The sequence below is a fragment of the Enterobacter cloacae complex sp. P14RS genome, from assembly GCF_014895895.1.
GTDB classification, from domain to species: Bacteria; Pseudomonadota; Gammaproteobacteria; order Enterobacterales; family Enterobacteriaceae; genus Enterobacter; species Enterobacter bugandensis.
Genome location: NZ_JADBQM010000011.1, coordinates 304,354 through 331,341, shown reverse-complemented (window position 1 = coordinate 331,341; position 26,988 = coordinate 304,354). Strand labels below are relative to the sequence as shown.

Genomic DNA, 26,988 nt, shown 5'->3' with positions numbered 1-26,988 from the left:
CTGTATTAGTCAAACTCCAGTTCCACCTGCTCCGAACCAATGAGGCCACGGAGATCATTCAGTAAACGATCGCTCGGAGAGACACGCCACGTTGCACCAAAGCGCAACCGCGCACGTGCATCCGCCCTCTGATAGTAGAGATGTACTGGAATGGTCCCCGAGCGGTGGGGTTCCAGAGACTGACGGAGTCGGTTTAAAAGCTGGTCATCAATTTGCCTGTCCGTCAGCGAGATAGCAAGCCCGCGAGCATATTTTTCCCGGGCTTCGTCAATGTCCATCACTTCGCGGGCGGTCATTTTAAGCCCCCCGCTGAAGTCATCAAAGCTGACCTGTCCGCTGACGATAAGTATGCGGTCTTTTTCCAGCAATTGCTGGTATTTATCCAGCGCGTCGGTGAACAGCATCACCTCCAGACGCCCGGAACGGTCATCTAACGTACAGATGCCGATACGATTGCCGCGCTTGGTGACCATTACCCTTGCAGCAATCACGAGCCCCGCAGCCGTGGTGATTTTACCACGTTCTGTCGGATGCATGTCTTTGAGCCTGTGGCCGCCGACATAGCGCTCAATTTCTTTAAGATACTGGTTGATCGGGTGCCCCGTCAGGTACAGACCTAACGTTTCCCGCTCTCCATCCAGCACCACCTGTTCTGGCCACGGCTGGCAGTTGGAATAGGACTGCTCGATCTGCTCTGGCTCTTCCGCCAGCACGCCGAACATATCCGCCTGTCCAATGGCTTCCGCTTTTGCATGCTGATCTGCAGCTTTAAGCGCATCGCCGAGCGAGTTCATCAGCGCGGCACGGTGTGGCCCCAGCCTGTCAAACGCGCCAGACATGATCAGTTTTTCCAGCACGCGGCGGTTCAGTTTTTTGGTATCGGTACGGGCGCACAGATCGAACAGCTCACGGAAGTAGCCGCCGTTATTACGCGCTTCGATGATCGCCTCGATCGGCCCCTCACCCACGCCTTTGATCGCGCCGATCCCATAGACGATCTCCCCGTCATCGTTAACGTGGAAATGGTACAGACCCGAGTTAATATCCGGCGGCAGGATCTTCAGCCCCATGCGCCAGCACTCGTCCACCAGGCCAACCACCTTCTCAGTGTTGTCCATATCGGCGGTCATTACCGCCGCCATAAACTCAGCGGGATAGTGGGCCTTGAGCCACAGCGTTTGATACGAAACCAAAGCATAGGCGGCGGAGTGAGATTTGTTAAATCCGTACCCGGCGAATTTCTCCACCAGGTCGAAGATTTTCATCGCCAGTTCGCCATCGACGCCGTTTTTCTTCGCCCCATCTTCAAAGATGGAGCGCTGCTTGGCCATCTCTTCCGGCTTTTTCTTACCCATCGCACGACGCAGCATGTCCGCGCCGCCAAGGGTATAGCCGGAAAGCACCTGAGCGATCTGCATGACCTGTTCCTGATACAGGATGATGCCGTAGGTCGGCTCCAGCACCGGTTTCAGGCTTTCATGCTGCCACTGCACGTCCGGGTAGGAAATCTCTTCGCGCCCGTGTTTACGGTCGATAAAGTTATCCACCATCCCTGACTGCAGCGGGCCCGGACGGAACAGGGCCACCAGCGCGATCATATCTTCGAAGCAGTCGGGCTGCAGGCGTTTAATCAGATCTTTCATGCCGCGGGATTCAAGCTGGAAGACGGCTGTCGTCTCCGAGCGCTGCAGCATGTCGAAACTTTTCTTGTCATCCAGCGGGATGGCCGCGATATCCAGCGGCGGCTCGCCGTTCTTCTCGCGGCGGGCGTTGATCATCTCCAGCGCCCAGTTGATGATGGTCAACGTACGCAGGCCGAGGAAGTCGAACTTCACCAGCCCGGCGTATTCCACGTCGTTTTTATCGAACTGGGTGACCGGGTGCTGGCCCGCTTCGTCGCAGTAGAGCGGCGCAAAGTCGGTGATTTTGGTCGGGGCGATAACCACGCCCCCCGCATGCTTACCGGCGTTACGCGTCACGCCTTCAAGCTTACGCGCCATGTCGATCAGCGCTTTTACCTCTTCATCAGCTTCGTAGATTTCCGGCAGCTGAGGTTCAGCTTCAAAGGCTTTTGCCAGCGTCATGCCCGGATCGGGCGGCACCAGCTTTGAAATACGATCGACAAAACCGTACGGATGACCCAGCACGCGGCCCACATCGCGGATAACCGCTTTCGCCGCCATGGTACCGAAGGTAATGATCTGCGAAACCGCGTCACGACCGTACATATCGGCCACGTGCTCAATCACCTGGTCGCGTTTTTCCATGCAGAAGTCGACGTCGAAGTCGGGCATGGAGACACGTTCCGGGTTAAGGAAACGTTCGAACAGCAGGTCAAATTCCAGCGGATCGAGGTCGGTAATTTTCAGCGCATACGCCACCAGTGAGCCCGCACCCGAGCCACGGCCCGGACCTACCGGCACGCCGTTATCCTTCGACCACTGGATAAACTCCATTACAATCAGGAAGTAGCCCGGGAAGCCCATCTGGTTAATCACCTGGAGTTCAATATCCAGGCGTTCGTCATACTCCGGACGACGTTTTTTACGCTCTTCTTCATCCGGGAACAGGAATTCGAGACGCTCTTCCAGACCTTCTTTCGATTTCATGACCAGGAAATCTTCCGTGGTCATGTCCCCGGTCGGGAACTGCGGCAGGAAGTATTCGCCGAGGCGCACGGTCACGTTACAGCGCTTGGCAATCTCTACGCTGTTTTCCAGCGCTTCCGGAATGTCAGAGAAGAGCTCGCACATCTCCTCTTCGCTGCGCATATACTGCTGCGATGAGTAGTTCCGCGGACGCTTTGGATCGTCGAGAGTGAAGCCATCGTGGATAGCGACGCGAATTTCATGCGCGTCAAAATCGCCGGACTCCAGGAAACGCACGTCATTCGTTGCCACCACGGGCAAGCCGCGCTCTTCTGCCAGTGCGACAGCAGCGTGCAGATAGTTCTCTTCATCCTGGCGGCCGGTGCGAATCAGCTCCAGATAGTAACGATTCGGGAAGTACTCTTCATAGAACGAGACGCACTGATCCACCAGCGCGCTGTTACCGCGCAGCAGGGATTTACCGACATCGCCCATGCGGCCGCCGGAGATCAGCAGCAGCCCTTCATTCAGCTCAGCCAGCCATTCCCTGTCAATCCACGGACCCAGCGCCCCATAACCGCGCTGATAGGCTTTTGAGATAAGCAGAGTGAGGTTTTGGTAACCCGTATTGTTCATGGCCAACACGGAGATTTGCGTCAGTTCATCGCCGATGAGATCGCTCTGCACATGGAAATCCGCACCGACGATAGGCTTCATCCCCGCGCCATGCGCCGTCCCGTAGAACTTCACCAGGCCGCACAGGTTGGTAAAATCGGTGATCGCCAGCGCAGGCATGCCAAGCGAGGCCGCCTTTTTTACCAGCGGCCCGGTCTTTGCCAGCCCATCGATCATGGAGTAGTCGCTATGCACCCGCAGGTGTACGAAACGTGGTTCAGCCATCTTCAGGTCCCGCGTTACTTAATTGCTTGCGTCTTGATTCAGGACACCAGTCCCAGCGCGCGCTTCACCGGGCCAAAGCTGCGCCGATGATGTTCAGTTGCGCCATGTTCAGCCAGCTTTTCCAGATGGAAAGCCGTTGGATATCCCTTATGCTGGGCGAAACCATACGCGGGATAAGTGAGGTCCAGCGCGGCCATTTCGGCGTCGCGCGTCACTTTGGCAATAATAGAAGCTGCACTGATCTCTGCGACGCGGCTGTCGCCTTTAACGACGGCCATCGAAGGCATCGGCAGCGCCGGGCAACGGTTACCGTCGATCAGCACATATTCAGGCACAACCTTCAGGCCAGCAACGGCTCGCTGCATTGCCAGCATCGTGGCGTGCAGAATATTCAGATCGTCGATTTCATTCGGCTCTGCGCGCCCTACGCTCCAGGCCAGCGCCTTCTCTTTAATTTCATCAAACAGCGCCAGACGGCGCTTCTCACTGAGTTTTTTTGAGTCGTTCAGACCCATAATCGGGCGCGTTGGATCGAGGATCACCGCCGCGGTCACCACGGCACCGACCAACGGGCCGCGCCCGACTTCATCCACTCCGGCAACAAGGTGCGTGTGGGGATAAGTAAATTCCATCATTTTGCTAACTCCAGCACTGCATCAGCCGCCTGCTCATCAGCATTACAGCGGATCTGCTGATGCAGTTCACGGAAAGTATCGTGCATCTGGTGGCTGGTCTTGCCGTTGGCCAGCAGCGGCAGCAGGGCATCCGCAAGCGCCTGCGGCTGGCACTCATCCTGCAACAGCTCTTTCACCAGCTCGCGCCCGGCAAGCAGGTTTGGCAGGGAGACATAATCCGTTTTCACCAGACGTTTTGCCAGCCAGAAGGTAAACGGCTTCATGCGATAACCGACCACCATCGGGCATTTCGCCAGCATACACTCCAGCGCTGCCGTGCCGGAAGCCAGCAGTGCGGCATCGCTCGCATACATGGCTTCCCGCCCTTTACCGTCCAGAAGACGGACGTGAAGATCCGGGGCAACGTCTGCTTTGATGCGCTCAAACTGCTCGCGGCGTTTGGCATTCACCAGCGGCACGACCACTTCAAGATCGGGGTACGTCTGGCGAAGAATTTGCGCTGTCCTGAGAAAATCGGCGCTCAGCATCTCCACTTCTGCGCCACGGCTGCCCGGCAGCAGCGCCAGACAGTGCACATCATGCGGGATACCCAGCACGTCTCGCGCCGCGTTTTTATCCGGATCCAGCGGCATCGCATCCGCCATGGTATGACCGATAAAACGGCACGGAACATTAAATCTGTCATAAAACGCTTTTTCGAAAGGCAGGAAAGCCAGCACCAGATGGGTGGACCGTCCGATTTTGAAAACGCGTTTCTGTCGCCACGCCCAGACGGACGGACTGACATAGTGAATGGTTTTGATGCCCTGCTTTTTCAGATTACCTTCGAGGGTAATGTTGAAATCAGGTGCATCGATACCGACAAACACATCGGGTTTGAGTTCGGTAAAGCGGCGGGTGAGATCGGCACGAATATGCAGCAGGCGTCGCAGGCGCCCCAGCACCTCGACGATGCCCATCACGGCCAGCTCTTCCATTTCATACCATGCTTCACAGCCTTCGGCCTGCATCAGCGGGCCTGCCACGCCAACAAAGCGAGCATTGGGTACGCGCGCCTTAAGCGCCCGGATGAGACCTGCACCAAGAATATCGCCGGAGGTTTCTCCGGCGACCAGGGCTATCGTAAGCGGACGACTGTCGACCATTAACGAATCAGACCCCTCGTGGAACGGTCAAAGAACTCCATGAACGCGTTCACTTCAGGATGCTTATTCGCCAGCTCGGCAATTTCCGGCTTCGCCTCTTCCAGCGTTTTACCGCTACGGTACAGCAGCTTGTACGCGTTGCGGATAGCAGTAATCGCTTCGCGGCTAAAGCCACGACGCTTGAGGCCTTCGATGTTCACGCCAAACGGCGTGGCATGGTTGCCCTGCGCAATCACATACGGCGGGACGTCCTGCGCCACACCGGAGCATCCGCCGACCATCACGTGTGCACCAATGATGCAGAACTGATGGACTGCGGTCATGCCGCCAATAATGGCGAAGTCATCAACCGATACGTGTCCTGCCAGCGTTGCGTTGTTGGCAAGAATACAGCGATCGCCCACGGCACAGTCGTGCGCAATGTGCGCATTCACCATGAACAGGTTGTCGCTGCCCACCTTCGTCAACCCACCACCCTGCACTGTTCCACGATGAATGGTGACGCTTTCGCGAATACGGTTACGATCGCCAATTTCCAGACGGGTCGACTCACCAGCATATTTCAGATCCTGGTTAACTTCGCCGATGGAAGCGAACTGATAGATCTCGTTATTGCAGCCAATGGTCGTGTGACCATTCACGACAACGTGAGATTTCAGTACTGTACCCTCACCAATTTCGACATGGGGTCCAACAATACAGAACGGGCCAATGTGGACGTTTGCGCCAATAATGGCACCGGTTTCCACAATAGCGGTAGGATGAATAAAGGCGGATTTATCAATCACGTATCAGGACTCCCGGCTACGAGCACACATCATCGTCGCTTCGCAAACAACTTTGCCGTCAACCAGCGCTACGCCTTTGAAGCGAGTCAGGCCACGACGCGTTTTTTCAAAAGTGACTTCCATGATCATCTGATCACCAGGCACGACAGGACGCTTGAAGCGTGCTTCATCAATACCTGCGAAGTAATACAGTTCACCCGGCTCCAGCTTACCGACGCTTTTAAACGCCAGAATACCGGTAGCCTGAGCCATCGCTTCCAGAATCAACACACCCGGGAAGATAGGCTTACCCGGGAAGTGTCCCTGGAAGAACGGCTCGTTCACGGAAACATTTTTCACTGCGCGCAGAAAACGACCTTCTTCAAAATCCAGCACACGGTCTACCAGCAAAAACGGGTAGCGGTGCGGCAGAAGTTCTAAAATCTCTTCAATATGCAGAGTATGAGTGTCAGTAGTCAAAATACTCTTCCTGTCAAAATGTACTGATAACAATAATAACACGGCCTGCCGGTTTATTAGAAAGCCGACAGGCCGGGAAAGATAGCGTTAAACGGGTGACGTTTAGTCTTGTTGATCGATCTTACGCTCAAGAGACTTGAGTCGCTTGCTCATATCATCAATGTTCATCACCAGAGCTGCTGTTTTACGCCATACCTTGTTGGGTTGCAGCGGAATACCGGAGGAATAGACGCCAGGTTCAGTGATAGGACGCATTACCATGCCCATGCCCGTCACCGTCACCTTGTCGCATATTTCCATATGGCCATTAATCACGCTCGCGCCGCCAATCATGCAGTAACGACCAATTTTCAGGCTGCCCGCCATGATGACGCCCCCCGCAACCGCGGTATTGTCGCCAATCACAACGTTATGCGCAATCTGGCACTGGTTATCGATGATAACACCATTGCCAATGATCGTGTCGTCGAGTGCACCACGATCGATCGTGGTACAGGCCCCGATCTCCACGCGATCGCCAATAATAACGCGACCAAGCTGCGGGATCTTAACCCAGTTACCGCGATCGTTCGCGTAACCAAAGCCATCAGAACCAATCACGGTACTGGACTGGACGAGGCAATTTTCGCCGATTTCAACTTCATGATAAACGGACACATTGGCCCATAAACGGGTGCCAGCGCCGATTTTCGTATTTTTCCCAACGAAGCATCCGGGGCCAATGACGACGTTATCGCCCAGCTCAACGCCAGATTCAATAACCGCATTCGCGCCAACGGCCACGTTGTTACCCAGCTTAGCCGTCGGATCAATCGCTGCACTGGCAGCAATGTTCTGCGCCGGCTGCGGCGTGGTATCAAGAATTTGAGCCATGCGTGCATACGTCAGGTAGGGATTTTTCACTACCAGCGCGCTTCCAGTGGCAAAAGGAAGATCGTCCTGCGTCAGAACAACAGCTGACGCCTGGCATTGAGCCAGTTGTTCACGGTACTTAGGGCTTACCATGAAGGTAATCGTGCCAGCTTTAGCAGATTGCATGGACGCAACAGCGGTGATGACGATATCGCCATCACCGTGTAATTCTGCATCCAACTGCTGAGCTAAATCAGCCAGTCGAATTGAAGGCATTACTTATTTAACCTGTTTCAGAACATCAGCGGTAATGTCTTTAACATCGCTGCTGTTGAAAGCAACGGCGTTCGCATCAACAACCAGATCGATGCTCTGATCGGCAGCAACTGCTTTAACAGCAGTCTGAATGCGAGTCACCAGCTTGCCACGCTCTTCGTTAGAACGACGCTGACGATCCTGCTCGAAAGCCTGCGCTTTCTGGGAGAAGGTCTGGCGCTGAGCCATAACGTCTTTTTCCAGTTTGCTGCGATCGCTTGCTTTCATGGTAGAACCATCACGCTGCAGACGCTGCATTTTGGACTGAAGATCGCCTTCCATACGCTGCAGTTCGCTCGCACGGCCTTTGAATTCGTTTTCCAGAGTCGCAGAAACACCTGTTTTCTGAGCGACCTGCTGGAACAAATTACCCATGTTGACGATTGCGATTTTGTCTGCTGCCTGAGCAGAAGTTGCCATCGCTAAACCGAGACCTGCAGCTAATAACCACTTTTTCACAATTAACTCCTTACCATCCCATTGGCACCAGAAGGTACCGTTCTTTGCGTGGCAAGGCGACCGTTTCACCGATCGCCGGTTGTCAGCGCTACACTGCCAACGCATTCCATTGCAGCGGATTATTACCAGGTTTTACCAATGTTAAACTGGAATTGCTCCGCTTTGTCTCCATCGTATTTCTTAAACGGCTGGGCGTAGGAGAAGACCAACGGCCCCAGCGGTGACATCCATTGTAATGCGATACCGGCAGACATGCGAATATTGCCCGGATCGCTATAGTCTGGAACGCCAGCCGCGCGCATCTGGGCAGTATTCTCCCAGTTGGTATCCCACACCGTACCCGCATCCCAGAAGAAGGACGTACGTACGGAGTTCGCGTATTTATCACTGATAAATGGCGTTGGGGTGATGAACTCCAGGCTGGCCACGGCCATGGCGTTACCGCCTACAGCATCATCAGAGCTACATACTTGTTTTGGATCACGGCTTGCGCAGTTATCTTCATCATTACCGCCGTAATAAACCGCTTTCGGACCAATGTTGTTAGACTGGAAGCCACGCACGGTGCTTGAACCACCCGCGTAGAAGTTCTCATAGAACGGCAACTCTTTACTGCCGATACCGTCACCATAGCCCCAACGGGTACGACCCAGCACCACCCATTTGTGATCGTCATCAATCGGGAAGTAGGACGCGGTATCCAGCGTGACCTTGTAGAACTCGTTATCGGAACCAGGAATGGTCACCTTACCGTTCAGGTTGACGCGAGAGCCTTCCGTTGGGAAGAAACCGCGGTCAAGACGGTTGTAGGTCCAGCCATAGTTGAAGGTGAAGTCATCTGCAGCAAAACCGTTGTCATCGCTGGAGGTACTCGCCGACTGGCCGATGGAATCCAGATAACGCCACATCGCCACCTGCGGCTGCATGTTGGACAGGTCGTTATGCACGTAACCTAAGCCCGCTCGCAGGGTGTTGTATTCGTTAACCGGGAAGCCAAGCGTTCCGTCCACACCGTAACTTTTGTTGGTGTAGGAAGACAGATCTGCATCATCCGCTTTAAAGTCGTTATAGAAGATACGACCGCCCAGGCTCACACCGTCAACGGTGAAGTATGGGTTGGTAACGGAGAACTCAGAGTAGGTCTGGTAGTCGTTTTTGGTACCGTTAATACCAACAGAGTAACCCGTACCCAGCCAGTTATCCTGCTGGACGCCTACCTGGAAACTCACGCCGCTTTCCGTGCCGTAGCCCACGCCGAAGTTAAAGCTACCGGTGTTACGCTCTTTCACTTTATAAACGACATCAACCTGATCCGGGCTGCCCGGTACACGCTGAGTTTCAGTATCTACGGTTTCAAAATAGCCCAGACGGTTCAGACGCTCTTTACCCTGGTCGACCAGGTCGCTGCCCAGCCACGCCCCTTCCATCTGACGCATTTCACGACGCAGAACGGAGTCTTTAGAGGTGTCATTACCGACGAAGCGGATCTTACGCACGTAGAAACGGTTACCCGCATCAACGTTAACGTGCAGCTTAACGGTTTTATCCGCATCGTTGATTTCCGGCTGAGTTTGTACGCGCGGATAGGCATAACCATAGCGGCCGAGCAGCTTCTTAATGCTGTCTTCCATTTTGGTGACTTTGGATCCGCTGTACAGATCGCCCGGCTGAATTTTGGTCAGCGATTCGATCTCAGCAGAATGCCCCGCCAGGTTACCACTCACTTCAACACCAGAAAGCTTGTACTGATCGCCTTCAGTAATGTTAACCGTAATGTAGATACCTTTCTTGTCCGGAGTCAGACTGACCTGAGTCGAGTCGATGTTGAAGCGGGCATAACCGCGATCCAGATAGTAGCTGCGCAGGGTTTCAAGGTCGCCCGCCAGCTTCTGTTTCTGGTATTTACGATCGCCAACCACGTTCCACCACGGCACTTCATCGCGCAGCTGGAAGGTCGAGATCAGTTCGTCGGTGCTGAACGCGTGGTTACCCACGATGTTGATCTGCTGGATCTTCGCAGAAACACCTTCCTGGAAGACCAGCTTCAGGTCAACACGGTTACGCGGGAGCGGAGTGACAACCGCTTTCACGCTGGCGCTGTATTTACCGACGCTGTAGTAGAAGTCTTCCAGACCTTTTTCAATGTCTGAAAGGGTTGTGCGGTCCAGAGATTCACCCACACGAACACCCGATGCTTCAAGGTTTTGCTTGAGCATGTCATCTTTCACCGACTTGTTGCCGGAGAAAGTGATACTGGCGATCGTTGGACGTTCTTTTACCTGTACCAGCAGCGTATCACCATCGCGCAGGACACGGACGTCCTCGAAGTTGCCGGTGGCAAACAGAGCACGGATGGTGTTACTGATATCTTCATCATTAACCGTATCGCCGGGGCGCACAGGCATACTGAGGAGGGCCGCACCAACGGCGACACGCTGAAGGCCTTCGAAATGAATATCTTTCACTACGAACCCGTCAGCACCGTATACGGTGGCGCTGCTAAACAGCAGCGACGCTATGAGCAACTTTTTCATCGCCATCGTTATTATGCGTTCTTCCTAACTAACTCTCTTACAACCGAGAGAAATCATTGAAAAGTGCAAGCCCCATTAACAGCACCAGCAAAATCGAGCCAATGCGATAACTAAAGTCTTGAACTCGCTCGGATACCGGCCCGCCTTTTAGCTTTTCAATCGCTAAAAACAGCAGATGACCCCCGTCTAAAACGGGAAGCGGGAACAGGTTGATAATCCCAAGGTTCACGCTAATAAGCGCGAGGAACATGAGATAGTAAATCACCCCGAACTCCGCTGACATCCCAGCCCCCTGAGCAATCGAGATTGGCCCACTGAGGTTGTTCAGTTTCACATCACCGGTTATCAATTTCCCCAACATGTTGACCGTCAGCTTCATCAGTTGCCATGTTTTATCCGTGGCTTCAAGAATGGCGCTGAACGGCCCATACTGGCGTATTGTCTTGTACTCATCTGGCAGCGGGATCACTTTTGGCACAACGCCTGCAAACCCTTCTGCCTTTTTGCCGACCGACTTCGTATCCGGGATAAGCGTCAGCGAAAGCGGACTGCCTTGCCTTTCAACTTCCAGCGCGAGGGACGTCCCCGGATTATCGCGCACCAGAGTAACAAAGGTCATCCACTCTGTTAATGGTTGACCATCGACTTTAACGATCCTGTCGCCAGCTTGCAAACCCGCTTTGCTCGCCGCCGAATTTGCCTGTACTTCGGCTAATACCGGCTCAATCTGCGCGCCGCGGGGACGAATGCCCAGCGCAGCGACGGGATCCTCTTTGTCTGGCTCGAAACGCCAGTGGCGTAAATCCAGTACTTTGTCCTGACGCGCGTCTGACCCAAACGGCGATACGCTGATAGTTGTCTGCGGATCGCCAATTTTGGCTACCAGCTGCAGTCGCACGGCATCCCAATCAGGGGTTTCGATGCCATCAATCGCTTTAAGTTCCATCCCGGAGGTAATTTGCGCACTCGCCGCGATGGAGTCAGGGGCAATATCCCCCACTACCGGACGCACGCCAGGGACGCCGATGATAAACACCAGCCAGTAAGCGAAAATCGCAAAGATGAAGTTGGCTACCGGTCCGGCAGCGATGATAGCGGCGCGTTGTCCAACGGTTTTGTTGTTAAACGCACTGTGTCGCAGTTCGGGAGCGACAGGCTCAACACGTTCGTCGAGCATTTTGACGTAGCCGCCAAGCGGGATAAGGGCGATGACAAATTCCGTGCCGTGACGGTCGGTGCGCGTCCAGAGTGATTTGCCAAAACCAATGGAGAATCGCTCTACCCGCACACCACAACGGCGAGCAACCCAGAAATGGCCAAATTCATGCACGGTAATCAGTACACCCAGTGCAACAATGAACGCCGCCAGATTCCAGAGAATGCTCAGCATAAAACCTTCCGTTAAATCGTCCCGAATACCAGTAAAAGCAGGCAAGCAAATACTGGAACAGCCGCTGTCAGGCTGTCAATGCGATCCAGTATACCGCCATGCCCTGGAATAAGATGTCCGCTGTCCTTAATCCCTGCTTCACGCTTAAACATACTTTCGGTTAAATCACCGAGCACTGAGGCAAGTGCAGCAAAAATCGAGCACACCAGCAGTATTGACGGTGCCACGGCCAGATCTGCCCAGACGCCATAGCCCCAGGAGATGATCGCTGCCGTAAACAAGCCGCCGATGAAGCCTTGCCAGGTTTTCCCCGGCGAAACTTTTGGTGCCAGCTTATGTTTGCCAAACAGTTTACCAAACATATAGGCCCCGGAGTCAGCCCCCCAGACGAGAATCATCACATAAAGCAGCCAGATCGCACCGCTGTAGTGATTTTCGTCATAGTGCCAGGCGCGCAGCGCGACCATGCCCCAGAAAAACGGAACAATGGTGAGCAAACCAAAAATCAGTCGCAGCACTTTTGAATGACGCCAGATTGCGGCCGAACCTGGATAAAAAAGCACCAGTAACAGCGCAACAACCCACCAGGCTAACGACATCCACAAGGAGCCGGCAACCAGCGGTTGATGAATATCATGGTGATACTCAGGCAACGTAAACAGCATTATGGCCAGGATAAAGCCACAAAGTACCGCAAGCCATACTCGCTGGCTGCGCGAGGTAAAGCCGCTAAACTGTCCCCATTCCCACGCGGCAAGCATGCACACTACCAGCGTGACAATGGCGAATCCCACCGGGGGCAGTAAAAACAGCGCCGCAATGACAATGGGTATTAAAACAAAAGCGGAAATCAGGCGATACTTCAGCAAAAGCTACCCCCATCAGGCTTTGTCGCCACCTGGCTCGGTGCCGCCGAAACGACGCTCTCGATTGGCAAAGGCATGCAGCGCACCTTCAAAGTCTTGTTCATCAAAATCGGGCCAGAGAACATCTGTAAAGTAAAGTTCAGCATAGGCAATTTGCCATATCAGAAAGTTACTTATGCGATGTTCCCCCCCTGTCCTAATTACCAAATCCACAGGTGCCAGTTCATTCATGCAGATTTGCTTGCTCAGCGCCTCTTCATCAATCTGGTCGGGTCTCAACAGCCCTTCCTGAACCTGTTCGGCCAGATGCCGAACGCCCTGGATAATATCCCAGCGTCCACCGTAATTCGCCGCAACGTTGAGCGTCAGACCGGTATTATTTTCCGTCAGCGCTTCTGCTTTACGAATCCGCTCCTGCAAACGTGAGTTAAAACGACTGGTATCGCCAATGATGCGCAGGCGAACGTTGTGGCGGTGCAGGCTTTTTACTTCGCTGTCTAGCGCCCACACGAACAATTCCATCAACGCAGTCACTTCCTGCGGAGGTCGATTCCAGTTTTCACTGCTAAAAGCATAGAGCGTTAACGCATCAATGCCGTTATTGGCGGCAAAAGAGACGGCGCGGCGAACAGATTTCGCTCCCGCTTTATGCCCAAAGGCTCGTATTTTCCCTTGTCTTTTCGCCCAGCGCCCGTTGCCATCCATAATGATTGCTACATGACGGCAGCCATGAGCTGGCAAGTTTTCGCTTATTGGTTGATTCGCAGACAACATAACGCGTTTTTTGTCCCTGAAAGGATTTAACGGTACTCAGGAATACTTAAGCCTGTACATAAAAAAGCCGTGTCAAACCACGGCTTACCTGACCACATAAAGTCAAATTCCTGCGATCAGGTGGCGCAGACTATATCACTGAAGCCCAACGCTAACAAATAGCACGACCACTAGTGCTTGCTTTATCACCAGCTTGCGAGACGTGTCACCTGTTTACGCGCAATATCACGAGCAGCTGTATCCACCGCCAGCACCTCTTCCACGCTTTGTGGCTCACGCAAATCAATCATTTCCAGTACCGATAAATTTAAGGTCGCGATATCGGTAAAACGGATCTGCTGATTCAGAAATGCGTCAACGGTAATTTCATTGGCTGCATTCAGTGCCGTCGTCGCCGCCTGCCCCTGGTCAAAGGCGTTCATTGCAAGCTTCAGACAAGGATAACGATCGTAGTCTGGTTCACTGAACGTCAGAGAACTGAGCTTACAGAAATCAAGCGGCTTCACGCCGGATTTCACCCGGTTCGGCCATGCCATTGAATGGGCAATAGGCGTACGCATATCCGGCTCGCCGAGCTGTGCCAGCACGCTGCCATCCTGATAGCGCACCATCGAGTGAATCACCGACTGCGGGTGGATCAGTACTTCCATCTGTTTCGCCGACGCATTAAACAGCCAGCGCGCTTCAATGTATTCCAGACCTTTGTTCATCATGGTGGCAGAATCCACGGAGATTTTACGCCCCATTGACCAGTTCGGATGACGGCACGCCTGATCCGGCGTCATTGCGCGCAGTTCAGAGAGTGGCGTTTCACGGAACGGGCCACCAGACCCGGTAAGCAGAATCGACACAACGCCATTCTGCTCCAGGTCAGCGTACCCCAGGTTCTGTTGAAAAGGTTGCGGTAAACTCTGAAAAATGGCGTTGTGCTCGCTGTCGACCGGTAAAAGACGCGCCCCGCGCTGTTTTACCGCGTCCATAAACAGACGTCCACAGGTCACCAGCGACTCTTTATTGGCGAGCAAAACATCTTTACCGGCATCGATCGCAGCAAGTGTCGGCAGCAGCCCGGCTGCGCCGACAATGGCCGCCATAACCTGGTCAACCTCATCCAGCGCCGCCATCTCGCAGGCCGCCTGCTGGCCACTCAGCACCTCGGTTCGGCTGCCCTTCTCACGCAGTTGGGCTTTTAGCAGGCGCGCGCCCTCTTCGTCATCCATCACCGCATAGCGGGGCATAAACTCCAGGCACTGCTCGACCATACGCTGCACATTCTTACCGGCCACCAGCGCTGTCACGGTGTAAAGTTCAGGATTATGGCGGACGACGTCGAGAGTACTGCAACCAATGGAACCGGTTGAGCCGAGGAGTGTTAAATGCTTCATGAGATGCCCGAAAAAAGTTAGACCAGATAAAAGCAAAACGCCGCCAGCAAGACCCGAAGTCCCTCTGAACGGCGTTTATCAGTGTACGACAGAAATCAGAACTGCATCAGTTCCGCTTCTTTTTCTGCCAGCGCCGCATCAATTTTCTTGATGGCAGCGTCGGTCATTTTCTGAATGTCGTCCTGAGAACGACGATCGTCATCTTCGCTGATCTCTTTTTCTTTCAGCAGTGCTTTCACTTTATCGTTCGCATCGCGACGCACGTTACGCACGGAAACACGACCCTGCTCAGCTTCACCGCGAACCACTTTGATGAGATCTTTACGACGCTCTTCCGTCAGCGGAGGCAGCGGAACGCGGATGTCAGCACCCGCTGAGCTTGGGTTCAGACCCAGGTCAGAAGCCATGATCGCTTTCTCAACGGCCGGGCTCATAGAGCGATCGAAGACGTTGATTTTCAGCGTACGGGTATCTTCAACCGTCACGCTCGCGAGCTGACGCAGAGGGGTTGGCGTACCGTAGTATTCTACGATGATGCCATCCAGCAGGCTTGGGGAAGCACGGCCAGTACGGATTTTGCTGATTTGGTTTTTGAACGCTTCTACGCATTTGTCCATGCGTACTTCAGCATCTTTTCTGATGTCGTTAATCACGTTACGAATCCTTGAAAACTTGTCTCAGGCAGACTATCCGCCAGCACAGCGCTACAGGTGTGCTAAGTATAGTCGCGTTTAATTCATGACAACGCCAAAGGCGCGTCCAGGTAAGATACCACTACAAAGTAAAGCGGAATCTTACCTGTATTTATCGTCGACGGAAATTATTCCGTGATCAAAGTGCCTTCTTTTTCGCCCATGACCACGCGACGCAGTGCGCCAGGCTTGTTCATGTTGAAGACACGGATCGGCAGTTTGTGGTCGCGAGCCAGCGTGAAGGCGGCAAGATCCATCACTTTCAGCTCTTTATCCAGCACTTCGCTGTAGCTCAGCTGATCGTACATGGTAGCAGAAGGATCTTTTGCCGGGTCGGCAGTAAACACGCCGTCTACTTTGGTCGCTTTCAGCACCACGTCGGCTTCAATTTCGATACCGCGCAGGCAGGCAGCGGAATCGGTGGTAAAGAACGGGTTACCCGTACCGGCGGAGAGGATCACCACGCGGTTGTTGCGCAGCAGGCTGATGGCCTCTGCCCAGCTGTAATTATCGCAAACGCCATTCAGGGGAATCGCGGACATCAGGCGGGCATTCACGTAGGCGCGATGGAGCGCATCACGCATTGCCAGGCCATTCATCACGGTTGCCAGCATACCCATGTGGTCGCCCACAACGCGGTTCATCCCCGCTTTCGCCAGACCAGCACCACGGAAAAGGTTGCCACCGCCAATGACCACGCCAACCTGGATACCCAGTTCGACCAGTTCTTTGATTTCCTGTGCCATGCGATCAAGGATGCTTGCGTCAATACCGAAGCCTTCCGATCCCTGCAGCGCTTCGCCACTCAGCTTAAGCAGAATGCGTTTGTACACGGGTTTTGCATTGGTAGCCATGTTTCTTTCCTGAGACTGTCAACGATTAAGATGGGAGTTAATTCTGGCGACATAATATGCCGCAAATCAGCACGGCGATACTGGAGCCTGTCTGATTTCCTGTGACGGGTGACAAAAAGAAGCCGCCCTCAGGCGGCTCCTTTTCAATCATTAAGACTGCTTGGACATTGCAGCAACTTCTGCTGCGAAGTCAGTCTCAACTTTCTCGATGCCTTCGCCCACTTCGAAGCGGATGAAGCCAGTTACGTCAGCGTTGTGCTCTTTCAGCAGCTGAGCAACAGACTTGCTTGGATCCATAACGAAAGGCTGGCCAGTCAGAGAAACTTCGCCGGTGAATTTCTTCATGCGGCCTTCAACCATTTTCTCTGCGATTTCTTTTGGCTTACCAGACTGCATCGCGATGTCCAGCTGAACCTGGTACTCTTTCTCTACCACTTCAGCAGACACGTCTTCTGGCTTAACGAATTCTGGTTTGCTTGCAGCGATGTGCATTGCCAGCTGTTTAACCAGCTCTTCGTCAGCGCCTTTAGCCGCAACCAGAACACCGATACGTGCGCCGTGCTGGTAAGAACCCAGTACTTCGCCTTCCAGGGAAGATACGCGACGGATGTTGATGTTCTCACCGATTTTAGCAACCAGCGCAACACGTTCTTCTTCGAACTGTGCTTTCAGAACTTCAACGTCAGTGATTTTGCCAGCAACAGCTGCGTCCAGAACTTTGTTCGCAAATGCCTGGAAACCGCCATCTTTAGCAACGAAGTCAGTCTGGCAGTTAACTTCCAGAATGATGCCGTAGGTGCCGTCGATTTTAGTGATGATCACGCCGTCAGCAGCAACGTTGCCTGCTTTCTTAGCTGCTTTGATCGCACCGGATTTACGCATGTTTTCGATTGCCAGCTCGATGTCGCCGTTCGCTTCAGTCAGCGCTTTTTTGCAATCCATCATGCCTGCGCCAGTACGCTCGCGCAGCTCTTTTACCAGGGATGCGGTAATTTCAGCCATTCTTAAATCCTCGGGAGATGTGAACTGCCCGGCCGGAGGCCAAACAGTGTAAATTGAAAAAAGGGGCCGATAATGGGCCCCTATTCATACACGGTACTAATAAGGGGTAAAACCTTATTATTCAGCTTCTACGAAGCTTTCTTCCGCCTGAGAAGCCAGATCCTGTGAACGGCCTTCACGAACGGTAGCAGCTACAGCGCTCAGGTACAGGCTAACAGCACGGATTGCGTCGTCGTTACCCGGGATAACGAAGTCAACACCGTCCGGATCGGAGTTGGTATCAACGATAGCGAATACCGGGATACCCAGGTTGTTAGCTTCTTTGATAGCGATGTGCTCGTGGTCTGCATCGATTACGAACAGCGCGTCTGGCAGGCCGCCCATATCTTTGATACCGCCCAGGCTGTTTTCCAGCTTGTCCAGTTCACGAGTGCGCATCAGCGCTTCTTTCTTAGTCAGCTTGTCGAAAGTACCGTCCTGAGACTGGGTTTCCAGATCTTTCAGGCGCTTGATGGACTGACGAACAGTTTTCCAGTTGGTCAGCATGCCGCCCAACCAGCGATGGTTCACGAAGAACTGATCGCAGCTGTTAGCAGCATCTTTCACAGCTTCGCTTGCAGCGCGCTTAGTACCAACGAACAGAATCTTACCTTTACGGGAAGAGATCTTGTTCAGCTCAGCCAGGGCTTCGTTGAACATTGGTACAGTTTTCTCAAGGTTGATGATGTGAACTTTGTTACGCGCGCCGAAGATGAAAGGCTTCATTTTCGGGTTCCAGTAACGGGTCTGGTGACCAAAGTGAACACCAGCCTTGAGCATGTCGCGCATGGAAACAGTTGCCATGTTTTAAAACCTCTATATTGAAAGTTGGGGTTATGCCTCCACGTATCCCATATTACCGACCCCGAAGGGCACCCCGGAATATGTGCCGATACGTGTGTGTTGTTACACAAAGTGAGATTTGTCGCTTCCGTCCAGCCTGTGTATCTGAGATGGATCGGAAGTCCGGCGCGCTTTATACCACAAAACACGACCAGAAACCAACAGTTGTTGGCGGAGTGTGCTGTTAATGATTCTCAATTTGGCACGGGGCGTGCCTGACTGATACCATTGACGATACTTAGACTAGTATTGTCGAAAAAATCGACACCGATGGACAGATTACATGGCTATCTCTATTAAGACACCTGAAGAAATTGAAAAGATGCGCGTCGCCGGTCGTCTGGCCGCGGAAGTGCTGGAAATGATCGAGCCGTTCGTGAAGCCGGGCGTCAGCACCGGCGAACTGGATCGCATCTGTAATGACTATATCGTTAACGAGCAGCACGCGGTTTCCGCCTGTCTTGGCTACCACGGTTTCCCGAAATCCGTCTGCATCTCTATTAATGAAGTGGTTTGCCACGGTATTCCGGACGACGAAAAACTGCTTAAAGATGGCGACATCGTCAACATCGACGTGACCGTCATTAAAGACGAGTACCACGGTGACACCTCGAAGATGTTCATCGTTGGTAAACCAACGATTCTGGGCGAGCGTCTGTGCAAAGTGACGCAAGAGAGCCTGTACCTGGCGCTGAAAATGGTTAAGCCGGGCATCCGCCTGCGCACTCTCGGTGCCGCAATTCAGAAATTCGTGGAAGCGGAAGGTTTCTCCGTGGTGCGCGAATACTGCGGTCACGGCATCGGTCGCGTCTTCCATGAAGAGCCGCAGGTTCTGCACTATGATGCCGATGACGGCGGCGTGGTGCTGCAAAAAGGGATGACCTTCACCATCGAACCGATGGTCAACGCCGGTGACTACCGCATCCGCACTATGAAAGACGGCTGGACGGTGAAAACCAAAGACAGAAGCTTGTCTGCCCAGTACGAGCATACTATTGTGGTAACGGACAACGGCTGCGAAATTATGACGTTGCGCAAGGATGACACCATCCCGGCGATACTGACGAACATTGAGTGATAAGGAGCCGGCAAATGCCGGCTTTTTTAATGGCGATAGCTTTTTCTTATGGGTGGCGCACGATGAGCAATCTATTACCCGAACAGTATGCTAACACAGCACTTCCCACCCTCCCCGACCAGCCCGATAACCCGGGCGTCTGGCCGCCGCACGAGCTGACCTGCGCGCACATAAAAGCCCATATGGATGTTTTCCACCGCTGGCTGGGCAGCGCGTTCGACGCGGGCGTCTCTGCCGAGCAGCTCATCGAAGCGCGCACCGAATTTATCGATCAGCTCCTGCAGCGTCTGTGGATCGACTACGGTTTCGGGCAGGTGAGCGACGTCGCGCTGGTTGCCGTCGGGGGCTATGGCCGCGGGGAGCTGCATCCGCTTTCCGATATCGACCTGCTGATCCTGAGCCGCAAAAAGCTTCCGGACGAACAGGCGCAGAAAATAGGCGAGCTGCTGACTCTGCTGTGGGACGTCAAGCTTGAAGTCGGCCACAGCGTGCGCACCCTGGAAGAGTGCCTGCTGGAGGGGCTATCGGACCTGACCGTCGCCACCAACCTGATTGAAACCCGCCTGCTGATTGGTGACGTCGCGCTGTTTCTGGAGCTGCAAAAGCATATTTTCAGCGACGGCTTCTGGCCATCTGAGAAATTCTTCGCCGCCAAGGTCGAGGAACAAAACCAGCGCCATCAGCGCTACCACGGCACCAGCTATAACCTTGAACCCGATATTAAAAGCAGCCCCGGCGGCCTGCGCGACATTCACACGTTACAGTGGGTCGCCCGTCGCCACTTTGGCGCCACCTCGATGGACGAGATGGTCGGCTTTGGCTTCCTGACCGAGGCCGAGCGTAACGAGCTAAACGAGTGTCTGCACCTGCTGTGGCGCATCCGTTTTGCCCTGCATCTGGAAGTTACCCGCTATGATAACCGCCTGCTGTTTGACCGTCAGCTCAGCGTAGCGCAGCGGCTGAACTATCAGGGCGAAGGCAACGAGCCGGTTGAGCAGATGATGAAGGATTTCTTCCGCGTCACCCGCCGGGTTACCGAGCTGAACCAGATGCTGTTGCAGCTGTTCGACGAGGCCATTCTGGCCCTGACTGCCGACGAAAAGCCGCGCCCGATTGACGACGAATTCCAGCTGCGCGGCACGCTTATCGATCTGCGCGACGAAACGCTGTTTATCCGCGAGCCGGAAGCGATCCTGCGGATGTTCTACACCATGGTGCGCAACAGCACCATCACCGGGATCTACTCCACCACCCTGCGCCATCTGCGCCACGCGCGCCGCCATCTGACGCAGCCTTTGTGTTACATCCCGGAAGCGCGCTCACTGTTCCTGAGCATGCTCCGCCATCCGGGTGCCGTCAGCCGCGGGCTGCTGCCGATGCACCGTCACAGCGTGCTGTGGGCCTATATGCCGCAGTGGTCGCACATCGTTGGGCAGATGCAGTTCGATCTGTTCCACGCCTACACGGTGGATGAACACACCATCCGCGTGATGCTCAAGCTGGAAAGCTTTGCCAAAGAAGAGACGCGCTCCCGCCACCCGCTGTGCGTGGAGCTGTGGCCGCGCCTGACCCATCCGGAACTGATCCTGATTGCCGCCCTGTTCCACGACATCGCCAAGGGCCGCGGCGGCGATCACTCGGTGCTGGGCGCACAGGACGTGCTGAAATTTGCCGAACTGCACGGTCTCAACTCGCGCGAAACGCAGCTGGTCGCCTGGCTGGTACGCCATCACCTGCTGATGTCGGTCACCGCCCAGCGTCGCGATATTCAGGACCCTGAGGTTATTAAGCAGTTCGCCGAAGAAGTTCAAACGGAAAACCGTCTGCGCTATCTGGTCTGCCTGACGGTGGCCGATATTTGCGCCACCAACGAGACCCTGTGGAACAGCTGGAAGCAGAGCCTGCTGCGCGAGCTGTACTTCGCCACCGAAAAACAGCTGCGACGCGGGATGCAAAACACCCCGGACATGCGCGAGCGCGTGCGTCATCACCAGCTGCAGGCGCTGGCGCTGCTGCGGATGGATAACATTGATGAAGAGGCGCTGCATCAGATTTGGGCCCGCTGCCGTGCCAACTATTTTGTGCGCCACAGCCCAAACCAGCTTGCCTGGCACGCGCGGCACCTGCTGAAGCACGATCTGTCTCAACCGATGATCCTGCTGAGCCCGCAGGCCACGCGCGGCGGAACGGAGATATTCATCTGGAGCCCGGACCGGCCTTATCTGTTTGCTGCCGTCTGCGCCGAGCTGGACAGGCGTAACCTGAGCGTTCACGACGCGCAGATTTTTACCACCCGCGACGGCATGGCGATGGATACTTTTATCGTGCTGGAGCCGGACGGCAGCCCGCTGTCGTCGGACAGGCATGAAGGGATTCGCTTCGGTCTGGAGCAAGCGATCACGCAGCGCAGCTGGCAGCCCCCGCAGCCGCGCCGTCAGCCGGCGAAACTGCGTCATTTTACTGTCGATACAGAGGTCAACTTCCTGCCGACCCACACCGACCGTAAATCGTTCCTGGAGCTGATCGCGCTCGACCAGCCAGGGCTGCTTGCTCGCGTCGGCCAGGTTTTTGCCGATCTGGGAATTTCGCTTCATGGGGCCCGAATTACAACCATTGGCGAGCGAGTAGAAGATTTATTTATAATCGCCACCGCCGACCGGCGTGCCCTTAATAATGACCTGCAGCTTGAAGTGCAACAACGGTTGACAGCAGCCCTCAATCCAAACGATAAAGGGTGACGTGTTTTTTAGTGAAATGGAAAGAGTAAACAATGCAGCAGTTACAGAACGTTATTGAGTCCGCTTTTGAGCGTCGCGCCGAGATCACCCCGGCAAATGTGGATACCGTGACCCGTGAAGCGGTAAACCAGGTTATTTCCCTGCTGGATTCCGGCGCCCTGCGCGTGGCAGAAAAAATCGACGGTCAGTGGGTCACTCATCAATGGCTGAAGAAGGCCGTGCTGCTCTCTTTCCGCATCAACGATAACCAAGTTATCGACGGAGCAGAAAGCCGCTACTTCGATAAAGTGCCAATGAAATTCGCGGATTACGACGAAGCGCGTTTCCAGAAAGAAGGCTTCCGCGTGGTACCACCAGCGGCAGTACGTCAGGGTGCATTCATCGCACGCAACACCGTGCTGATGCCATCCTATGTGAACATCGGTGCGTACGTTGACGAAGGCACCATGGTCGATACCTGGGCAACCGTCGGTTCCTGCGCGCAGATCGGTAAAAACGTTCACCTGTCCGGCGGCGTCGGCATCGGTGGCGTTCTGGAGCCACTGCAGGCTAACCCGACCATCATCGAAGACAACTGCTTCATCGGCGCGCGTTCAGAAGTGGTTGAAGGCGTGATCGTGGAAGAAGGCTCCGTGATCTCCATGGGCGTTTACATCGGCCAGAGCACCCGCATTTACGATCGCGAAACCGGCGAAGTGCACTACGGTCGCGTTCCGGCGGGCTCCGTGGTGGTTTCCGGTAACCTGCCGTCAAAAGACGGTAAATACAGCCTGTACTGTGCCGTTATCGTGAAGAAAGTGGATGCGAAAACCCGCGGTAAAGTGGGCATCAACGAACTGCTGCGCACCATCGACTAATCCCCGACGCGTTGATAAACCGGGACGCGCCTGTGCGTCCCGGTATAATCATCAAAAACGTCCGTTTCCGCAGTCGCGATTGCCATTCCCTTTTTTCTCAACCCTGCGATATCCGCCGCCATACGCTGGCTCCCCAGCCAGAAAAGCCCGTCGAGAGCCGTCACGGCCAGTCCCGACTCAAGCGCCAGCTTCAGTCGCTCACGCGGCGCTTTTACCTCTTTGGCGATCTGCCGGAAGGGCTCTGCAGTAAGCCCGGTGGGATCGATCCGCCGAATGCGGGTGCTCATGCGGTACTGAAAAGCCTCAGGAATCGCATTGAGATCGGCTTTCAGGCTGTAGACGCAGCCAAAGCGCTTGCCGTTAAAGATGACGTTCTTCTGGCTTAACTGAAACTCATCGCGCAGCCCGGCGATAAGCTGAGGGGCGCGGGTCAGCACCAGTCGGAACGGCAGTTCGAAGCTGGTGACATAATCCACGTTCAGTAAGGCAATACGTAAACGCTCTTCCGCACCCGCCTTTAGCTGGCGGCACTCTGCGGCAACTTCTGCCCACTGGTGCGTGAGCCTTGGGCTCTCATCTGCGGCGCCAAAGCTGTATTTTTCGATCTGATAATCAATGCGTCCTGACATGTCATTATCCCCGCGGGCTACGCTTTTGTGCGATAACTTTGCCTCATTTCCCCGCTTTTGAATACCCGTCTCGCTCGCCTTTTCTCAGCTGAAGTAACAATGATGAATCTCTTTACAAGCAAGTTCACCTCGTTACTTAATGCAAATTTTTTCTTTTAAAACATAGGTTTGTTGAAAAACAGGATTAACGATATTATTCGTGAACAGCAAATAATAATCTGGCCTTGCGGGCAATAAACGGGAATCGTGCAATGAGTCATTACGGCAAAATAATTGGTGCGGGGATCGCAGGTCTGGTCACTCTGGCCGGGACGTATTTATGGGGAAAAAATAGCGGCAAAGACGAAGGGATTGCTGAAGGGCAGCAGATCGCAAAAGCTGAATACGCCGAAAAGATCAAAAAACTCCAGACTGAACTGGCGGACAAGATGCGCGATATCAGTAAACGGGATGACTTTATCCTCGCGGCGTATGCGCTGGGGACATGCTGCATCAAGGCTAATGGCAAGACCCCGGCGGAAAATATTGCCCTGCTGGATGATGCAGTGTCTGGTCTTGTTCCGCGGGAAAAGTTACCTCAAGCCGTTCAGCAGAAGATCGTCGAGATGGTCGAAACACCGCCCAATCTGCCAACGGTTTGGTCACTTATAAATGAATATCAGCTTAACGATGCGAAAAGCCTGGAGAGGTTTAGCCTCATTGTTGGCATGATGGCAAGTCAGGATGAGCTAAGAACACAAAGCGAAAGTGATTTTATGGCCTCCTGGAACTTACTGGTTGCGGCCTGAGGACGACGGATGACAAATCTTAATGCACATCTCGCCAGAATGAAAAAGCTGCAACAGGTGCGGAATGCCCCTGCGCTAAAATCCGTGGCGACGGCGTCCGCCATCGAAGCTCATCTGACCGGAGAAGTCGATGCTGCATTTATAAAGGGGTGCGATACCGGCAGCATTTACCGCGAAGCGATCATGGGGGTCAACCTGACGGTCAGCAACGACGACGTTATGGCCCGCCTGGACGTAATCTCAACGGGCAGCGCCATCGACAATATCCTCGAACCCGTGTTTCTCAGCCTGCTCGACGGCACAATGCGCGCCTGCAATATCGGCACCCGACAAGGTGTTACCCCGTCCCGCCTGTACCAGGAGTGCCGGGCGTTCAGTTACGAAGCGCCCGAAAGAAATGCCTTTATGCTGGATAGCTACAGCGAGCACTTGAACGAGCGTCAAAATATTGAGCGTTTTTCTGAACAATCGTCGTTTAACGGCGGCGAAATGACGCGCAACAACGACTCTCTGAACATGCGCGATGGTGCAAAAATGAAGGCCCGTAAAGAGAACCATTTCTCCGGTAATCTGCGCGCTGAGGATGAATATGGTAACGGCACGATCTACCAGTACAAAAAACATGCGAAAAGCGAGGGAGAGCAGGAGCAGGCTGCCGAAGTCGATCATGTCGTCTCGTGCGCCGAAGTATGCAACAACCTCAAAAGCAACAAGGCTCTGAAGCTTGATGACATCAAAAATATTCTCAATATTGACGAAAATTATGCTGTTACCAGCATGCAAAACAACCGTGGCGAGAAAACCGGTAAGTTCGCTAAAACCCGCGAAGAACTCCAGCAGGAGATCGATCAGGGCTTTGTAGTTGTCAAAAAAGGGAAAAAAGATGTCGCGCATCCGCTGACAGAAGAGGAAATCAAAACGCGGCAGGTGATGGTCGAGAAAATGGACATCGCGCAGCAAACGATGGATACCAAAACCAATGAAACCGTATTTGATAATATCCGCAAGGATCGCGACGTCCAAAAAGTTCTGGCGAAAGATGCGGCCCAGGCATCAGGTCATCAGTCGCTGGGCGATCTCATTCTCTTCATTATCAAGCCTCTTTACTATGAGCTGCGCAGCTGTTTAACGCACGGTATTGAAGCTGGCGTAGGTGCGAGCGATTTTTCGCAGGCTCTGTCGATTCGTCTTGGTCGCATGAAAGATCACATTCTCAAAAACGCTGTTGTTTTATTAAAAGATGTTGCCGTCGGCTTTATTAAAAATTTCGTGTCGATGCTGCTGGAAGGGATTGTTAACTGCTTCGTTGGCGTGTTTAAAAACATCATGCGGATGGTAAAAGAAGGCTTTAAGGTGCTGATGCAGACGGTACCGATCCTCAGGGATAAACACAGCAGTATGGCCCAAAAAGGCGATGCCATTCTTAAGCTTGTAGCAGGTTCTCTTTCCGTCTTTGCGGCTATTGGCCTTGAGTCATGGCTCAGCGGCCTTGGTCTACCAGGACCGCTCCCCATTTTACTCTCATCGGTCCTGACCGCCGTGATTACGGCGCTGGTGATGTTCCTGCTGGATAAGCTCGATCTGTTCGGCGTCAATCAGGCAATCAAAAAACAGCGGATCGACGAACTGTTGGAACAGGAAATTACCACCACGGAAAGCGAAATGCTGGCCTCCATCGCCTTACTGCGCTAGCGCTCAGATCGTCAGGTTTTGGTATTAAATTGATTTCCACTTGACGTAGTCGTTAAAAACAACAATAAACGAGTGGGGGCAATGCACCTTCCCTGCCCGGTAATTTCAGTGAAATGTAATCAGGATCGACCCCGCTTTTTTTGTATATGAGGGTGGCAAAAAGGAATTTTTTCATTAATTATTCAAAGGTTATGTTGAGATAAGGGTACCGCTATGTACGATAATCTGAAAAGTCTGGGCATTACCAATCCTGATGAAATCGATCGTTACAGCCTTCGCCAGGAAGCCAACAACGACATTTTAAAAATCTATTTTCACAAGGATAAAGGAGAGTTTTTCGCCAAGAGCGTGAAGTTTAAATATCCACGCCAGCGTAAGACCGTCGTCGCTGACGGCGTAGGACAAGGGTACAAAGAGGTGCAGGAAATCAGCCCTAACCTGCGCTATGTGATCGATGAACTCGATCAGATTTGCCAGCGCGATCGCACCGAAGTCGATCTCAAGCGTAAGATCCTCGACGATCTGCGTCACCTTGAAAGCGTTGTCACCAACAAGATCAGCGAGATTGAAGCGGATCTTGAGAAATTAACGCGGAAATAAAAGCAAAACGGCAATCCCTGATTGCCTTTTTTAGTGTTTGCGCCCTCTCCCCGTGGGAGAGGGATGGGGTGAGGGGACCAGACCGC

The 26,988-nt window shown here is 53.7% G+C and carries 23 protein-coding genes; 6 read left to right on the top strand and 17 right to left on the bottom strand.

The features are described 5' to 3' along the window. Nucleotides 1-5: 5 nt before the first annotated feature. The 16 genes from dnaE to rpsB form a co-directional block, all read right to left on the bottom strand. Complete coding sequence (gene dnaE, locus IM295_RS10785) at nt 6-3,488, bottom strand: DNA polymerase III subunit alpha (RefSeq protein WP_041911187.1); 3,483 nt, start codon at nt 3,486-3,488, stop codon at nt 6-8. A 38-nt stretch (nt 3,489-3,526) separates the two neighbouring features. Beyond that, the gene (gene rnhB / locus IM295_RS10780) at nt 3,527-4,123 is read right to left on the bottom strand and encodes a ribonuclease HII (protein ID WP_028015588.1); all 597 of its coding nucleotides are present in this window, start codon (nt 4,121-4,123) and stop codon (nt 3,527-3,529) included. Continuing rightward, complete coding sequence (lpxB, locus tag IM295_RS10775) at nt 4,120-5,268, bottom strand: lipid-A-disaccharide synthase (protein WP_028015587.1); 1,149 nt, start codon at nt 5,266-5,268, stop codon at nt 4,120-4,122. Before lpxB ends, rnhB begins: the two co-directional genes overlap by 4 nt. Then, complete coding sequence (gene lpxA, locus IM295_RS10770) at nt 5,268-6,056, bottom strand: acyl-ACP--UDP-N-acetylglucosamine O-acyltransferase (protein ID WP_041911189.1); 789 nt, start codon at nt 6,054-6,056, stop codon at nt 5,268-5,270. Before lpxA ends, lpxB begins: the two co-directional genes overlap by 1 nt. A 3-nt stretch (nt 6,057-6,059) precedes the next feature. Next, on the bottom strand, nt 6,060-6,515 hold the full coding sequence (fabZ, locus tag IM295_RS10765; RefSeq protein WP_010426706.1) for a 3-hydroxyacyl-ACP dehydratase FabZ: 456 nt from the start codon (nt 6,513-6,515) through the stop codon (nt 6,060-6,062). A gap of 102 nt (nt 6,516-6,617) precedes the next feature. Then, nucleotides 6,618-7,643 carry a UDP-3-O-(3-hydroxymyristoyl)glucosamine N-acyltransferase gene (gene lpxD, locus IM295_RS10760; RefSeq protein WP_041911190.1) on the bottom strand — a complete coding sequence of 342 codons (1,026 nt, stop codon included), beginning with the start codon at nt 7,641-7,643 and terminating at the stop codon, nt 6,618-6,620. A gap of 3 nt (nt 7,644-7,646) precedes the next feature. Continuing rightward, on the bottom strand, nt 7,647-8,141 hold the full coding sequence (gene skp / locus IM295_RS10755; protein ID WP_014882635.1) for a molecular chaperone Skp: 495 nt from the start codon (nt 8,139-8,141) through the stop codon (nt 7,647-7,649). A 122-nt stretch (nt 8,142-8,263) separates the two neighbouring features. Then, nucleotides 8,264-10,681, bottom strand: a complete 2,418-nt coding sequence (gene bamA, locus IM295_RS10750; protein ID WP_028015584.1) for an outer membrane protein assembly factor BamA — start codon at nt 10,679-10,681, stop codon at nt 8,264-8,266. Between the two features lie 31 nt (nt 10,682-10,712). Continuing rightward, the gene (gene rseP / locus IM295_RS10745; protein ID WP_041911192.1) at nt 10,713-12,065 is read right to left on the bottom strand and encodes a sigma E protease regulator RseP; all 1,353 of its coding nucleotides are present in this window, start codon (nt 12,063-12,065) and stop codon (nt 10,713-10,715) included. Between the two features lie 11 nt (nt 12,066-12,076). Then, nucleotides 12,077-12,934 carry a phosphatidate cytidylyltransferase gene (cdsA, locus tag IM295_RS10740; protein ID WP_041911193.1) on the bottom strand — a complete coding sequence of 286 codons (858 nt, stop codon included), beginning with the start codon at nt 12,932-12,934 and terminating at the stop codon, nt 12,077-12,079. Nucleotides 12,935-12,946: 12 nt separating this feature from the next. Next, nucleotides 12,947-13,705: a (2E,6E)-farnesyl-diphosphate-specific ditrans,polycis-undecaprenyl-diphosphate synthase gene (gene ispU / locus IM295_RS10735; protein ID WP_028015581.1), complete on the bottom strand. Its 759-nt coding sequence runs from the start codon at nt 13,703-13,705 to the stop codon at nt 12,947-12,949. Nucleotides 13,706-13,890: 185 nt separating this feature from the next. Next, on the bottom strand, nt 13,891-15,090 hold the full coding sequence (gene ispC / locus IM295_RS10730) for a 1-deoxy-D-xylulose-5-phosphate reductoisomerase (RefSeq protein WP_049137785.1): 1,200 nt from the start codon (nt 15,088-15,090) through the stop codon (nt 13,891-13,893). 95 nt (nt 15,091-15,185) lie between these two features. Further along, on the bottom strand, nt 15,186-15,743 hold the full coding sequence (gene frr, locus IM295_RS10725) for a ribosome recycling factor (RefSeq protein ID WP_003856180.1): 558 nt from the start codon (nt 15,741-15,743) through the stop codon (nt 15,186-15,188). A gap of 167 nt (nt 15,744-15,910) precedes the next feature. Next, a complete protein-coding gene (pyrH, locus tag IM295_RS10720; RefSeq protein WP_008501910.1) occupies nt 15,911-16,636 on the bottom strand; it encodes a UMP kinase in 726 nt (241 codons plus the stop codon). Between the two features lie 150 nt (nt 16,637-16,786). Continuing rightward, nucleotides 16,787-17,638 (bottom strand): translation elongation factor Ts, encoded by an 852-nt coding sequence (gene tsf, locus IM295_RS10715; RefSeq protein WP_028015579.1) that lies wholly within the window; start codon nt 17,636-17,638, stop codon nt 16,787-16,789. 117 nt (nt 17,639-17,755) lie between these two features. Then, entirely contained in the window at nt 17,756-18,481 is a 726-nt protein-coding gene (gene rpsB, locus IM295_RS10710; protein ID WP_003856207.1) for a 30S ribosomal protein S2, read from the bottom strand. A 322-nt stretch (nt 18,482-18,803) separates the two neighbouring features. Between rpsB and map the strand changes: the two genes are divergently transcribed. From map to dapD, 3 genes are all read left to right on the top strand, one after another. Beyond that, nucleotides 18,804-19,598 carry a type I methionyl aminopeptidase gene (gene map / locus IM295_RS10705; protein WP_028015578.1) on the top strand — a complete coding sequence of 265 codons (795 nt, stop codon included), beginning with the start codon at nt 18,804-18,806 and terminating at the stop codon, nt 19,596-19,598. Nucleotides 19,599-19,660: 62 nt separating this feature from the next. Continuing rightward, nucleotides 19,661-22,336, top strand: a complete 2,676-nt coding sequence (glnD, locus tag IM295_RS10700) for a bifunctional uridylyltransferase/uridylyl-removing protein GlnD (protein ID WP_008501914.1) — start codon at nt 19,661-19,663, stop codon at nt 22,334-22,336. A gap of 32 nt (nt 22,337-22,368) precedes the next feature. Continuing rightward, nucleotides 22,369-23,193, top strand: coding sequence for a 2,3,4,5-tetrahydropyridine-2,6-dicarboxylate N-succinyltransferase (gene dapD / locus IM295_RS10695; RefSeq protein ID WP_008501915.1), 825 nt, complete (start codon nt 22,369-22,371; stop codon nt 23,191-23,193). Here the strand turns inward: dapD and IM295_RS10690 are convergent. Then, a complete protein-coding gene (locus IM295_RS10690) occupies nt 23,190-23,822 on the bottom strand; it encodes a DNA-binding protein (protein ID WP_041911197.1) in 633 nt (210 codons plus the stop codon). The two genes, dapD and IM295_RS10690, sit on opposite strands and share 4 nt — an antisense overlap. Nucleotides 23,823-24,073: 251 nt before the next feature. Between IM295_RS10690 and IM295_RS10685 the strand changes: the two genes are divergently transcribed. The 3 genes from IM295_RS10685 (at nt 24,074) to IM295_RS10675 (ending at nt 26,902) form a co-directional block, all read left to right on the top strand. Further along, a complete protein-coding gene (locus IM295_RS10685; RefSeq protein ID WP_193066666.1) occupies nt 24,074-24,610 on the top strand; it encodes a hypothetical protein in 537 nt (178 codons plus the stop codon). Nucleotides 24,611-24,619: 9 nt separating this feature from the next. Then, complete coding sequence (locus IM295_RS10680) at nt 24,620-26,302, top strand: hypothetical protein (RefSeq protein ID WP_193066665.1); 1,683 nt, start codon at nt 24,620-24,622, stop codon at nt 26,300-26,302. Between the two features lie 213 nt (nt 26,303-26,515). Beyond that, a complete protein-coding gene (locus tag IM295_RS10675; protein ID WP_014168696.1) occupies nt 26,516-26,902 on the top strand; it encodes a DUF3461 family protein in 387 nt (128 codons plus the stop codon). Nucleotides 26,903-26,988: the final 86 nt, after the last annotated feature.